The sequence below is a fragment of the Pseudomonas sp. 14P5.3.2 genome, from assembly GCF_057799175.1.
This window is the reverse complement of sequence record NZ_JBYOKU010000047.1, coordinates 12,447-26,434: the sequence shown is the minus strand read 5'-3', so window position 1 is coordinate 26,434 and position 13,988 is coordinate 12,447. Positions and strand designations below refer to the sequence as shown.

Annotated in this window: 7 protein-coding genes; 5 read left to right on the top strand and 2 right to left on the bottom strand. The window is 61.9% G+C overall.

The window, feature by feature from the left end:
- Positions 1-154 precede the first annotated feature (154 nt).
- From AC27VU_RS26230 to AC27VU_RS26210, 5 genes are all read left to right on the top strand, one after another.
- Positions 155-631: a CS1 type fimbrial major subunit gene (locus tag AC27VU_RS26230; protein ID WP_177434765.1), complete on the top strand. Its 477-nt coding sequence runs from the start codon at positions 155-157 to the stop codon at positions 629-631.
- Positions 632-745: 114 nt separating this feature from the next.
- Positions 746-3,268 (top strand): CS1-pili formation C-terminal domain-containing protein, encoded by a 2,523-nt coding sequence (locus AC27VU_RS26225; protein WP_488725231.1) that lies wholly within the window; start codon positions 746-748, stop codon positions 3,266-3,268.
- A gap of 38 nt (positions 3,269-3,306) precedes the next feature.
- Positions 3,307-4,557, top strand: coding sequence for a hypothetical protein (locus AC27VU_RS26220; RefSeq protein ID WP_488725230.1), 1,251 nt, complete (start codon positions 3,307-3,309; stop codon positions 4,555-4,557).
- A gap of 59 nt (positions 4,558-4,616) precedes the next feature.
- Positions 4,617-5,360 carry a molecular chaperone gene (locus AC27VU_RS26215; RefSeq protein WP_262142218.1) on the top strand — a complete coding sequence of 248 codons (744 nt, stop codon included), beginning with the start codon at positions 4,617-4,619 and terminating at the stop codon, positions 5,358-5,360.
- Positions 5,361-5,377: 17 nt separating this feature from the next.
- Positions 5,378-5,869 carry a CS1 type fimbrial major subunit gene (locus AC27VU_RS26210; RefSeq protein WP_003227816.1) on the top strand — a complete coding sequence of 164 codons (492 nt, stop codon included), beginning with the start codon at positions 5,378-5,380 and terminating at the stop codon, positions 5,867-5,869.
- A 54-nt stretch (positions 5,870-5,923) separates the two neighbouring features.
- Here the strand turns inward: AC27VU_RS26210 and AC27VU_RS26205 are convergent, their stop codons facing one another.
- Together AC27VU_RS26205 and AC27VU_RS26200 are read right to left on the bottom strand one after the other, a co-directional pair.
- Positions 5,924-10,606: an NEL-type E3 ubiquitin ligase domain-containing protein gene (locus AC27VU_RS26205; RefSeq protein WP_488725229.1), complete on the bottom strand. Its 4,683-nt coding sequence runs from the start codon at positions 10,604-10,606 to the stop codon at positions 5,924-5,926.
- Positions 10,607-10,771: 165 nt separating this feature from the next.
- Positions 10,772-13,885: a transglycosylase domain-containing protein gene (locus AC27VU_RS26200; RefSeq protein WP_488725228.1), complete on the bottom strand. Its 3,114-nt coding sequence runs from the start codon at positions 13,883-13,885 to the stop codon at positions 10,772-10,774.
- Between the last annotated feature and the right edge of the window lie 103 nt (positions 13,886-13,988).

The following is a 13,988-nucleotide window of genomic DNA, read 5'->3' as shown; positions in this document are numbered from 1 at the left end:
GGTCGCAGGACATTGCCTGCTTACTTTAAATATAAATTGGTTGACCATGCCTCGGCGTTGAAAGTTAACGGTGAGTCACTAACTGCTCGTGACTGTTGTGCTCATCTTGATCTTTCGATGAATCAACTAATTTATATAAGACAGGTATTCAATGATGCTCAAGAAACTCGCCTTTGCCGCCCCTCTGACCGTATTGGCCATGAGCGCCTCGATGGCGTTTGCCGCCACCGAAGCCAAGCACTCGATCAGCATCGTGGCGCACGTGCCGCCTGATGACTTCTACGCGGTGCCGGTGGATGCCGACCTGGTCAACAAGGATCAGGACATGAGCTACAACCCGTCCACCGATTCGATGCGCGAGGTCAACGGTCACTTCGACGTGCTGCACACCGCCGGCAAGGTTCACGCCCGTCTGGAAGGCGTGCCGAAGCTGATTGCCGGCAACAAAACCGTCGATCTGAAGGTCGAACTCAACGGCAAGACGCTGACCACCCTCTCTCAGGAAGTGGTCGGTGACACCGAGTCCAATACGCGCTATCGCGCACCCTTCAAGATCAGCGCTACCGGTGCCAAACCCGCCCCTGGCGACTACACCGGCGTGGTCATGCTGGTTGTGGAACCTTCGGTCTGAGGCATAACGGCAATACCTGACGTTACTTGTTCAAGTGGCGTAACCGGTCGGCAACTTGCAACTTTGAAGTTGTCCGGCCGGACTTTTACTTTCCGGTAATCAGAGTATTCGTTCATGTTTCCGATGACGCCCATCGCGGCTGCGCTTGCGTTGCTGACTTGCAGCGGCGTACTCGCGGCGCCCGCATCCGTTGATAATACGCCGCGAAGTTTGTTGGCCCAGGCCAAAGGGTTGCCGGCAGACTTTGAAGAGCACTTCTTTGATGTTCCATTGGCTGTTCGCGTAGAACTTGATCAGCAACCTCTTGGCGAGGCAATGATCGTCTTGTCGCGTGACGACCGCATTACCCTGCTCGACTTCACCGACACCAGTGACAGTCGCATCAGCGCCGTCGAGCGTGAAACCTGGGCGAGCATCCTCAAACCCGGGATCGCCCTGGGAAGTTGCAGCGGCCAATGCCCGGAGCAACTGCTGGCGGTGCACTACAACCTCGAAAGCTCGCTGCTGTCGATCGTCACGGAAAACGCCGAGCGTGATTTGCAGGCGCAACGTTTCCATGAGCAGCCGGAGGGCGGCAGCAGCGGTCTGATGCTGCGCAATCAGCTCAACCTCAACGGTGGCCAGGATCAGGATATGGGTGGCCGTTTCGGTCTGGAAGCCAGTGCCAGCCTCGGCAACTGGAGCCAGTCCTTCAACATGCAGCTGGCGCGCCTCGGCGGGCCGGACACCCAGACCTATCACGCGGTACACGAGCTCTACACCCAGCGTGAATTGCAGGGCAGTTTTTTCCGTCTGGGCTATTTCACCCCCAATTCCGAAGGACTGACCCGCCAGCCACGGTCGTTCGGCACCAGCCCGGACACGGCGGTGGGCGTGATGTACGGCAGCTCCGACAGCCTCGCCGTCGACAGCCCGCGCCCCAGCGTGTACCCGATTTTCGTCACGGCCAATCGCCAGGCGTCGGTGGAGATCTATCGCGATGGCCTGCTGATCAACACCCAGTCAGTCACTGCCGGCCTGCAGACCCTCGACACCCGGCCATTGCCCGGCGGTATCTACGAGGTCGAAGTGCGCCTGATCGAAGACGGCCAGACCACCTCGACCACCCAGGAACTGGTGTACAAACCGGTGAACTGGCGCAACCTCGACGAGCGCTGGCGCTACAACCTGTTCGCCGGGCAGGAAAGCAAATTGCTCAGCAACTGGGACGAACAGGACAGCGGTGAATTCACCGCCGGCGTCGCGCTCAACTACCTGCTGCACCCGCGAGTGATCCTCGGGTTGTCGGCACGTCAGGTGCGCGACACCTTGCAGTACGGCACCTCGATCGACTGGAGCCTGGCCGACAGCGTCAGCTTTTTCGCCAACCTCTATCAGACCGAGGATCACGGCACCGGCGCCGATGTGCAGGGCCTGTACAACTACGGCGCCGGCAGCCTGGTGATCAGCCACAACCGCAGCTGGCTCGACACCCGCAACAGCTACGACACGCTGCCCGACGGCACCCGCGTGCGTCAGCGCAATGTGTTCATCGGCGAAACCAGCAATTCGTCGCTGGCGATCAACCACCGCCTCAGCCGCAAGAATTCCTTGAGCGCACGGGTTTCGCACAGCGAAGGCAACGTCGAAGGCGTGGGCATGGACCTTGGCTGGAGCCAGCGCACCGAGTTGTTCGGCAGCGATGCCAACTGGCGGTTGTCGCTGTTCGATCGGCCGGGCAGCTACAGCAGTGGCGATGCACGCAATCGCGGGGTCGACCTGAGCATCAGCATGGCGCTGGGCGGCCCCGGCCAGCAGGTCTCGGGCAGTATCGGCAGCCGCACGGCACGCGATGGCGGGCGCGACAACAACGCCTCGCTCGGCTATCGCAAGGACTGGCAGGATCACGTGCTGCAAAGCGTTTCGCTCACGGCGCTGACCGACACCTACGGCGTCGGTCTGGCCAGCCTGGCCAACTTCCGAACCGACTGGATCAATGGCGACGGCTTCCTGCAGCGCTCGTCCTATAACGGCAACTTCACCGGTGGCGTGAACCTCGACAGCAGCGTGATCGTCGGCGCTCAGCGGCTGGTGCTGACCAGTCAGCATCAGGGCCGCGGCGCCGGGATGATCGTCGATGTCGAGTCGGATATCACCGACGTCGCCCTGCGCGCCGACGACCTCAGTGGCGGCAGCGCGGCGCTGCGCCCGGGGCGCAATTTCATCCCGCTCACGGCGTACCGCAACAGCTCGGTGAGCTTCGATTTCGAAGGCAATCATGTCCCGGCGGCCAGCATCGAGCCGGCCCGTACCCGCTATCACCTGAACAAGGGCGGCGTGGAGTACCGCAAGGTCCGCGTGATGCAAACCGTCACCGTGCTCGGGCGCCTGCTCGACCCGCAGGGCCGGCCGCTCAAGGGCCACCACGTGATCAATCACGCCAGCCGTGGGGTCAGCGAAGTCGACGGGTTTTTCTCGATGGAAATGCACGCCGGCGCACCGACGCTCGAAGTGCGCTACGCCGATCAATTGCTTTGCCGGTTCCGGCTCGATATCGACAGCCACCGCCGTGAAAACAACGTGCTGATGATCGGTGATTTGCGCTGTTCGCCGGACACGTTGGCCGAGGCCGGTTTCAGCGCAGAGCAATCAGGATGAAAAACTCCCCACACAAGATCTCGAGGACTGGATCAGTGATGCATATGACAGGAGCCTGGAGCTCGGTAAAACGTGTCTTAGTCATGTCGGGGGTGTTGATGATGACGTTGTCTTCATCCGCCGAAGCGGTTACTCAAGAAATCCGCGCAGTGTTCAAGCCCAACCCCGCTAACCCTCAATTCAACCGGTTCGAGAACAGAACCCCGGTCACTGGCTTTTGTCTTGATAACCCGCCGCAATGCCGGGCGGAGAGTCTGTTCAGTCTGCGTTTGCCCATTCAGTCCCATGCGAATGCGACCATTCAGGGCGGCCACAGCCTCGAGAGACAGGGCGCGATGTTCAACATTCCGTCGCAATGGCAAACCATCACCGTCACTCACCCGACAGCCCCGCCTCAGGTGGTCAGGTTTCGTGTCGCGGGAATGGGCGTCGCATACAAGCTGCCACTGCCTGCGCCAGAACTCACCAACGGCTTGGGGCACAGTTTTCTTTTTGAAAACGGAACCTGGAGCTTCGCCGGCCCGCCCTGTACTGGCTTGATGGGAGCGGGCAACAACATCGGCTTCAACAGTTTCTGGCGGCATCCGATCGACGCAGGCACCTGCTCGAAGAAAGCGATGTTCAATATTCCCCAACCCTTCAAATATGAAACCTTCGATATCACCTACGAGCTGGTAACGCCCGATCCGTTGGCGATGGTTGAGGGGCAATACACCGGACAGCACGTGTTTCGGATCGGACCCAATCAGGACTTTGACCTGGGCGATGTCATGGTTCCGACTGACGACATCATCGTTCTGGACTTTCGCCTCGACGTTGAACATGAGCTCAAGGTCGATATCCCGCCCGGCGGGGAAAAAGTCCGCCTGGTGCCCGCCGGTGGCTGGCAGGGCTGGCTGCAGGCCGGGCGGCGGCCGGTGAGCCTGTTCCGTGACCAGACGTTCACTATCTCGGCCTCGTCGCGGTTCAAGATGCAAATGATGTGCGGGCCCGGATTGAATGGCGAGTGCGCCATCGAGGATGCCGAGACCAATCGCCGGGCCGAGATGTTCGTCAGTGTCAGTCTGCCCAATGGCCTCACCGACCTGTCCGGCCAACCGGTAAGACGCTTGCGCCTGAAATCGGGGGAGGAGAACGCGCTGTATTTCAAACCCGGGTTCTATGTGGATCGGGCTCCCGGCGTCCTGCATTTCGAAGTGCCGCCCCATTCGATGGCCACCATGCTGCGCCCCGGCGAGAGCGGCAGCTACAGGGGCACGGTGATTGTGATCTGGGATTCGGATATCTGATGGGCCGGCTATCGAAGCGCCACGTCGGCAGTGTGTTCAATGACCAAGGAAGCAAGGTGATGAAACGTTTGTTGTTATCAATCGGTTTGAGCGGGTTGTCCTTCGCCCTGCAGGCCGCTCCACAGATCAATGTCGGTACGGTGTACGACTATCTCGAGGGTGACAAAAGCACCTACCTCAAGCGCGTATTCAACAGCGGTGACAGCACCGCGTTCGTCAAGGTCAACATCCTCGAAATCATCTACGACGCCGACGGCAAATCGCGGGAGATCGAAGTCAGGAATCAGGCGGACATGAGCAGCCGTGACGGCCTGATGGCCAGCCCGGCGCGGCTGATCGTCCCGGCCAACGGCATGCAGGGCACGCGCCTGGTGTTGCTGGGCGAGCGCGACCGGGAGCGCTATTTCCGCGTGCGCTTCATCCCCGTGGTTCCGGAAAAAGAAGACGAGTTCGCGGTGTCCGCCGATGAGCGCGAACAGTACAAAAATACCTTGTCAGCCGGGGTCAACGTCATGACCGGTTTCGGTACGGTGTTTTTCGTACGCCCGAAAGACAGCCGTTTCGACAGCGTGATCGAAGACACCCCGACCACCTATCGCGTGCGCAACAACGGCAACACCGTGGTCGTGGTCGACGAGTTTCGCAACTGCGCACTGACGGACGAAACCGCCTGCGAACCGACCACGAAGCACCACGTGCGCGCCGGCAACAGTTTCGAGTTCGAGAAGAAACCCGGGCGCGAATACCGCTTCAATCTGGTGGAAGGCGCCAGCAAGAAAACCTTGCGCGTTGCCGGCCGCTAATCACGGGATAACCTGAGATGATCAAACAATCGTTCATGGCCGTGAGCGCGGGCCTGCTGACGCTGTTCAGCAGCACGCTGTTCGCGGCGCGCGAAGAGCACCGCTTCGAGGTGTCGGTGGATATCCCGACGCTGGGTTTTTACGTCATACCGGCCGAGACGGACTGGATTCATCGGGCGCAGATTCTGCCGTGGAATGTCAGCAGCAAAAGCCTCGGTGGATTGCGCAAACACTTCGACGTGCGGCACGACACCAGTGCTATCGAGGCCCGACTGGACAGCCAGGCGTACCTGTCCAATGGCCGCGCCGAACAGAACATTTATCTGCGCGTCAGCTTCGCCGATACCGAACTCAGTCACGAGTCGCCGCGCCAGGTGGTCTCGGCGGAGCAGGCCCGGGCTGGCGGGCGCTATGTGCTGGAGATCCAGCCGATCGTGCCCGCCGGTGGCTACAAACCGGGGAGTTATTACGGCAACGTACAGCTGATTTTCAATGCCGCGGCGCCCTGAATCCACCGGCCTGTCCGCTCTCTAGTGGACAGGCCGCGGAAGTTTACGCCGGCATCAAAGCCCGGCGCGTCGCAGTGCTTCACGGGTCAGGCGGCGTGCCAGTTCTTTTTCGTCATCGGCCAGGTCAACCAGCAATCGATCGAACACCGCGTCGCTGATCGGCGCTTCGTCGAACACCACCGTCGGGGGGACGGGGAGGTCCTGCATCAGGTCCAGGAGCTGTTCGCGCAAGGCTTTACGTTGCTCGGTCTGGGTCGACTCGCTCCACTGCCGCTGCACTTCGCGCAGCGATTCGAGCTTGTCATAGTTGGCCTGGAAGCGGCGCTTGTTGCTTTCCAGACGTGTCGGATACTTTTCTTCCAGGTACTGCGTCCAGAAGTCGAGTTCGAGCATCGCGTTCACCAGACCGTCGCCTTCGCCCAGCGCCAGCACGGTGCCATAGGCCTGATCGATCATCGCGTCACTGACGCCGGACACCTGTCGATACAGCATGCCTTCGGACTGCCACGGCAAGCCGAGGCGTTTCGCCAGGCCGGTCTGATAGGTCAGGTAGATTTCCACATCGTCCGGGTTGCCGCCGCGGCTGGCGACGTCGGCCCGGGCGATCTCGTTGACATGCTCAAGACGTGCCGCGCCCTTGGCCAGCGTCACCAGTTTCAGCTCCAGCTCCTTCGGGTCGACCGAATAGGCATGGGCCTCGTAGGCGAGCACGTTGATGCCCATGTGATTGAACAACTGCGCACCGGCATCGGCGCAGTCCACCGGTGCGACCACCATGGTGAACAGTTTTTCCCGCAGGCGGCTGTCGACGTGCACGGCGTCGAGCATGCGCCAGACGCGCTGCATCAGTTGCGCGCGCGCGGCGCCATCGGCCCGGTAGTCGGCGAAGTCACGCACGCTGAGCAGCGTCGCCATGAATGGCTGTGCGGCGGGCTCCTCCACCAGTTCCGCCCACGGGGTTTCGCGGTCGACGCCCCAGCCGGGGACATCGCTCCAATAGTCGGCGCCATAGTTGGAGACGATCGCCGTGTTCTGCCCCGGGGCCGGGGACAGCAACGGCTCCTCAGGCAAGGCCATTGCCCGGCGATGAGCCTGATAGCGCAGGCGGTTGATATCGGACAGGGCCACCACGTCCAGACGCGTGCGGGCCACCAGCCACTGCGCATCGGAGCCCGTCGGAGCTTCGGGGATCTGCGTCAGCGGGTTGCCGCGCAAATCGAGCAGCAACGCCCGGGGGCGCGGCCTGGCCAGAATGCCTTCGGGCCAGGTCGTCAGCCCGGTGTTTTTCAGCACGACCACCTTCAGACGCGGCATGCGTGAAAGATCGGGGGACAGGCCCAACGGGTTGTCGTCCATTTTCAGCACTTCGAGGTAGCTCAGGCTGCGCAACCGTTCGACCGCGACCGGATCGAGCACGATGTGGTTGTTGCTCAGACGCAGCCGTTCGAGGCGCCGCAGTGTGGTGCCGATGCGCTCCGGCAAACGGGTCAGCTCACAGTATTTGGCGCTGAGTTCGACCAGGTTCGGAAAGTCCTTGAGCAAGCCGTCGGGGTTGGTGGAAAACCGCGTGTTGTCGAGTTTCAGCACCGTGACCTTATCGAGGAATTTTTTCAGCCCCGGACGCTTCGCCCACCAGACTTCCAGATCCACGGAGAGCAGTTCCCGGGACAGATCGAGGGCAAAGGACGAGGGATCGGCACGATTGCCGAGGTCCGGGTTCTTGCGTTCGAAGCAGTCCAGCAGACTGTCGTAGATATGCAGCCCGCCACCGTCGCGAAAGCCCTGGCTGCCCGGTCCCCAGCTGTCCGGTTGCTGATAGCGCCAGCGATGGACGATGGCCCGCAGCTCATCGAGATCGTTTTCATGGGTTGCGATGGCCTTGAGCGGCTCGCCCTGTGCGGTGAGCGCGTCGGCAAACGCATTGACCTCGCCCGGGCTGAAGTGCGGATGCAGGTCCTGAATGCGTTCCTGCAGAGTCGCCGCGTTCCTGCTCAGGGCCGGGCCGCGCAGCAGAAACAGCGTGGCGTGTTCAGCGACCGGGCGGATCGGCGGGGTGGCCAGCAGTGTGCGGCGTTCCTCGGGAGGCAGGGTCTTGTCGATGACCCATTGCCGGAACTGTTCGACATCGTGGGTGCGCATGCCCAGGGCATTGCCACCCTCATGGTCGATGGCCTGCGCCATCGCTTCATACAGACCGCTCGGGGCGTGGATCGGTTGGTCGTCGCCATCGCGCACCTGATAACGATCAGCAGCGATCCGCACCAGTACGCGCACCCGTTCGGCGGACGCGGCACCGGCCTCGCACCGCAACGGGCCATCGAAGCTGCCCTCGCGGATTTCCACGCGCAATGTGCCGAAGGTATCGCTGTAGTGCCGCAGCGCGCCGAGGATCAGCCGTTCGCTGTCGATGTTGCTCAGGGCTTCGCTCTGCAAGCCCTGAGCGGCGCGCACCGATTGCACCTCGAATTGCACCTCGCGCGCCAGCGTGCGCAGACGCAATGGCAGGCGCCGCTGGGCCACGATCGCCTGCGACTCCATCGGTGTGGCCTGGGCCACCACGCGTTCGGCGAGGGTCGAGGTCAACTGCGGGCAGTCCACCAGCAACTGGCGGGCTGCCGGCGAAAGCGCAGTGGCTGAAGCCTGCGGCGGTGTGGCAGCGAGGCGATCGAGGGTGTCGCTGAGCAGGGGCGGCGGCTCAGTGTTGTCCACGTGCATACGCCGCAGCAGATTATTGTCGGTGCCGGTGAGCAGGCGCATGTGCTCCAGTTGGGCGCTGCTGAAACCCTCGGTGCGATGGCCGATGCGGCGCATCAACAGGGTTCCCTCCCACTGGCGCGGGTTCTCCGTTTCACAGACCCAGGCGCCGTCGCTGTTGTGCGTCAGGCTCGGTGCGTAAGCCTCGGGCCGTTGTGGATGACGGATGCGATGCGCGCCGGTGACCGGGTCCTTCGCCACTTCGAACAGTTGCCCATCCAACTTCAGCAACTGTTTGTCCCCCACTGCATGCAGGCCCTGCGCATCCGCTTGGCTGTGCGCGGGCAGTGTCTGCTCCGGCAAGTGATAGGGCGTCAGGTCGGGGCTCCACAGGCGCGTGCGGCCATCCGCCGATTGCACCGGTTTCATCTCCTGGACAAACGCCGACAACTTGACCCGGAAGGTCTGGCCAATGGCTGTGCCCGCGGCAAAGGCGCCGAACTGGACGATGTTTTCCAGCACGCCAATCGCCTGTTCACCGGCCTCGGCCTTACGTCCCTCGGCCAGATCCACCAGGCATTCGAATGTGCTGTCGAGCAGTTGGTACATCGTGTAGCCGAGCATCAACTGGCCGAGGAACGGCATAAACGGCGTCACCACCAGCAACGCGACGTTGAGGATGTTCGAGAGCATTTTTTCCAGGTTGTCCCACCAGGCCCAACGGGCCATGCGGTCGGCATACGCCGTGGAAATCGCGATCTCGGCGGCATCATTGAGGATCTTGTTGAGCTTCTGGCGATAGAGATACCCCCACAGATCACCGTTGAAGCGGGTCTCGCGGTCGTCGCGGATGTTGCTCAGGCGAAACCGCAGATTGGGGTTGTCCACCGGCGTTTCGCGCCAGGTTGGCATATTGGCTTCGGCCTGTACCGGCTGCCATCTGACCTGCGCCAGACGGTCATTGAGCTGCGCGAAAAAATGCCCGCGCTGCTGCTGACCGACAAACTGGCTGAAGAATTTCTGGTAGCTCTCAGAGGATGTGCTGTCGCGCAATTGCCGGGTCAGTTCGGCCATCAGCGCGAGTGACGAGGGGTATTGCTTGAGCGGGTGTTCCGGGTCGTGGGGGACATAGGCGATGAGTGGCACAGGCGCGCGGGCGCCGAGTATATCCGGGGCGATCAGGACGATGCCGGTCAGCGTGGTGTCCATCATCGTCAGGTTGTAGTAACTGACGGTCCGGCCTTTCCATCGCAGATTGCGGCGGTCGTCGAGCATGCCTTGCACGACGTCATAGGCGTCCGCGTCGATGTGTTTTTTCGCCAGAGCCATGCGTGCGGCGAGGTGCAGTGCGCTCTTCTGGCTGAGCCCGACCTTGTGCCGTAAAACCTGGCGTGCGACGCCATCGCCGGGCAACAGAAAAGCGTTCAGGTGTTGCTGGTAGCGCGCGCCTAGGTCGAGTTCACGGCACAGCGTTTTGAACTGTTCGATGCGCATTTTGTGTTTGAGCGGCTTGACCGTGAAGTGGCCATTCGCATCCGGGCGGCTGATGAATTCCGAGTCCTCGCTGAACACCTCGCCGCTGGAAAAGTTATGCAGCGCGGCATCCAGCAGCGAGACCGTGCGGCTGTTGGTGGCGCCGGCGAAATCATGCACCCACCAGGAGGTGTTCACCGGGGCGTAGAGGCGCAGCCAGGTCTGTTCGACATCGTCCTCGACACCGAAGCGCGCCGTCAGTGCCTGTTGCAGGAGCGGTTTGGCAAAGGCGTAGACGTCTTGCAGATTGTTCAGGGCCTGGTCGACTTTGTTCTGAGCCTTCCAGGCCCTCTGCAGTGCCTGTTGCAAGTGCTGATGATCGGCGGGCGCGATGTCGCGATGCCAGGGCTCGATGCCCGGTTTGAGGGTTTTAAGCTGGTTGACGCGCGCGACACTGGTCTCGCGCAGCCACGCCGGCAGGGCCTTGGCGATCACCTCATGGTGAACGCCGGGAGCGGCGGGCGTGCGGGGCAATTCGGACTGAGGTCCTTGCAGGGGCTGGATGGGCATGGCGCTGATCGTCCTTGATCGAAATGGAACGATCAGACTAGGCAACGACCGCTGTCGAAAAAAGCGCAAATACCCGCTCTGAATGGCGTAGGTCTGGCGCGGACACTTCGAAAAATGAACGCTGAAAAATACACAGTTACCGCACCGGCTCTGTGCCGATATGCCTTAGCGCGCCGCAGTGACCTGCGGTGCCTGGCACATCGTGTGCGTGCCCGGTTGCAGGTATGGCGAGAGGATCGGCGCCATGCCCTTGAGCACCTGCACCGGAAGCGCCGAGGTGAACTTGAAGTTCTCCGCCGAGCGCCCGGGGACGAACGCGGTCAGCGTGCCGAAGTGGTTATTGCCGATGTAGAACACGAAGGTCGCGGTGCGGTTGATCGACTTCGAACTGAGAATCCGCCCGCCGGAGCCGATGGCTTCGATGCGGTTGTCGCCGGTGCCGGTCTTGCCACCCATGACCAGTGGCGTGCCGTCGGCGGTTTTGAAACTGCCGGACACCCGTTTCGCCGTGCCCGAGTCCACCACTTGCGACAACGCCTCGCGCATCGCCGTGGCGACCTCCGATGGCATCACCCGTTTGCCCACGTGTGGGTCGTTGGTCAGGCGCGTTTCATAGGGGGTGCCGGCGGCGAAGTGCAGGCTGTCGATGCGCAGGCTCGGCATGCGTACGCCGTCGTTGAGGATGGTGCCGATCAGCTCGGCCAGCGCGGCAGGGCGGTCGCCAGAGCTACCGATGGCGGTGGCCAGCGACGGCACCAGATGGTCGAACGGATAGCCGACTTTCTGCCAGCGCTGGTGAATTTCCAGGAACGCTTCGATCTCGAGCATGGTGCGAATGCGACTGTCGCGGGCGCCCTTGTGCTTGCTCTTGAACAGCCAGCTGTAGACTTCCTGACGCTCGAACTGACTGGCCTTGACGATCTCGCTGAAGGTGGCGTCCGGGTGGTTCAGCAGGTAGCCCATCAGCCACAGGTCGAGCGGGTGAACCTTGGCGATGAAGCCCTGATCCGGCAGGTCATAGCTGCCCGGGCCGTAGGCGTCATACAGTCGGATGAGGCGGTCATCGGTGAGTTTTTCGGTGAGCTTGGCGCCCTTGAGGTGCGAACGCACGAAGCTGTTGAAATCTTCCTGACTGGCGTTGGGCAGCAGATAGCGGTGCACGGCGGCCATGCGGATCGGCGTCGGGCGCATGCTGTCGAGGAAGGTGTCGAGGCGCGCCGGGGTGTCCTTGTTCTTGTACTTCTTCCAGAACTTGAGCAGGAACGAGGTGCCTTCGCGGTCGGCGAAACTGGCCAGGTATTCCTGACGGCGCGGATCGCGGTCATCCTTGAGCAACTCCGCGCTGCTGTTGGGGCCGGAGTAGGTGACATAGCGCACCACGTCACGCATCAGGCGAATGAACGGCAGGTTGATCGACTCGCGCAGGGCATCGCGCAGGGTCGGCATACGGCCGTTGTCTTCGCTGCGGAAGTTGTGGAACACATGCAGGCCGCCACCGGTGAAGAACGCCTCGCCGGGGCTGGCCGAATATTTACGGTCGAGCGCGGCGCCGAGCATTTTCGACAGGTCGTGGTCCTTGTTCTGGATCAGGTAGTCGATCACCCACTGGCTGAGGCGGTCCTGATCCGGCACCTCGACTTTCTTCAGCTCCGGCACCGTCATGGCGCCGTACTTGTCGTGCAGCTCGGAGATGATCTGCAGGTACGTGGTGAGCACGCGCATCTTCGCCGTCGAGCCGAGCTCCAGTTTGCTGCCTTCGTTGATGTCGAACGGCTGGTCGGTGCTGTCGGTCTGCACGCGCACTCGCGAACCGTCCGGGGTCAGCTCGAACAGGGTGAAGCTGTAGCGCACCTGGGTGGTGCTGGTGGGGGTGAGCAGGCGTTCGCCGATCAAACCGATCTGCCCGGCAAACGCGGGGTCGGCGAGTTTTTTCAGGTACTCGGTGGCCTGGGTCTGCAGCTCGCCCTGCAAGGTGCTGGTGGCCGACAGGTCGAGGCGATCGAGGTCGTACAGTGGGCGATTGAGCATCGTTGCCAGACGGCTGCGAGCGACGCTGATGCCCTTGTTGGTTTCGATCGGCTGAATGGTCGGCTGGGTCTGCCAGTCGCGGTAAGTGACCTTGCTCGCCAGCGCGGCATCGGCCAGCGCGCTGTCGATCACGCCGTTCTGTTTGAGCAGGCGCAAGTGGCTGTCGGTAAGGTCGGCGAGTTCTTCACGGCCCTTGGTCAGGTAATGCGAAGGGCGGCGCTGGGCGATCATCAGCGAGAGCATTTCGCGCAGGGCCAGACCTTTGTCGGCCATGGTTTTCGGATCGGTGGCCGGGCTGTTCAATTGTTCATTGGCCTTGTTGAAATCGCTGCCGTACCAGACCCGCAAACCTTCGGCCATGCCGTGTACCTCGCCATGCCCCGGCACGGCGGAGAGCGGCACGCTGTTGAGGTAGTCGCGGATGATGTTCTGCCGTGCGCCGAGGGTTTCGGGGCCGGGTTGATAGGCGCGCACGCTGGCGGAGATCATCTGGCGGATCTTCTCGGCGCCAGACACCGTCAGGCCATCGGGCGAATGCCGGTACTTTTCCAGCTGTGTCGCCAGGGTACTGCCACCCGCCGATTGCCCCGGCAGGTGCAGCAACTTCGCTACCTGAGACCACGCGGCCATGCCGAAACGCGGCCAGTCCACCGCCGGGTTGGCCAGCGGTTGTTTGGGGTCGAGCAGAAAGCGGTTTTCGATGAACAGCAAACTGCTGACCACCACCGGCGGAATCGCCGCGAAACTCGAATACAGCTGCTGCGGATACTTGTACTGATACAACGGCGCGGCGCGGCAATCGGTGATCGACAGCCCGGCCTGGATCTTTTCCGAATAGGGCACGAACAGGCCCTTGTCGGTGTAGCTGAGCAGCGCCGGAGAAAACCGTGTCTGCTCGGTGATCACATAGTCGCGCTTGAGCAGGCGCGGCAGGAATTCATCAAGGGAGCTGTAGCCCAGACGCAGATCGAACGGCCCGTTGCCCGGATAGCGGATCGCTTCGCTGGGGCCGGGTTCCAGCTGATATTTGAGCGAGGCGGCGTATTGGCTCAGCTCCCTGGACTGAAAGCGCGAGGTGCGCATTTCCTTGTTCGCGGCCAGACCCACCACAACCGCGATAATCAGCAGCAATAACCAGAACGCCTTCCAGCCATGCCGGTTGCGGCGTTTTTTTGGGGGGATAGGCGCTTCATCCACACGTTCAGTCGGAACCACGGCTTTACTCGAATCGGTTTGCCACAAAGCGCCCATAGTCGATTGATCCATTCACGCAGATTGATCGGACTTGACTGAAGCTTAGACGGTGGTTGGTGATGGGGAAAAAAAAGTGCGGGGTTTGAGTGGGGTGGTTTCT

Coding starts and splice junctions, on each gene's coding strand:
- AC27VU_RS26220 (WP_488725230.1), top strand. CDS start 3,307: ATGCATATGACAGGAGCCTGGAGCTCGGTAAAACGTGTCTTAGTCATG.
- AC27VU_RS26210 (WP_003227816.1), top strand. CDS start 5,378: ATGATCAAACAATCGTTCATGGCCGTGAGCGCGGGCCTGCTGACGCTG.
- AC27VU_RS26215 (WP_262142218.1), top strand. CDS start 4,617: ATGAAACGTTTGTTGTTATCAATCGGTTTGAGCGGGTTGTCCTTCGCC.
- AC27VU_RS26200 (WP_488725228.1), bottom strand. CDS start 13,885: ATGGGCGCTTTGTGGCAAACCGATTCGAGTAAAGCCGTGGTTCCGACT.
- AC27VU_RS26230 (WP_177434765.1), top strand. CDS start 155: ATGCTCAAGAAACTCGCCTTTGCCGCCCCTCTGACCGTATTGGCCATG.
- AC27VU_RS26205 (WP_488725229.1), bottom strand. CDS start 10,606: ATGCCCATCCAGCCCCTGCAAGGACCTCAGTCCGAATTGCCCCGCACG.
- AC27VU_RS26225 (WP_488725231.1), top strand. CDS start 746: ATGTTTCCGATGACGCCCATCGCGGCTGCGCTTGCGTTGCTGACTTGC.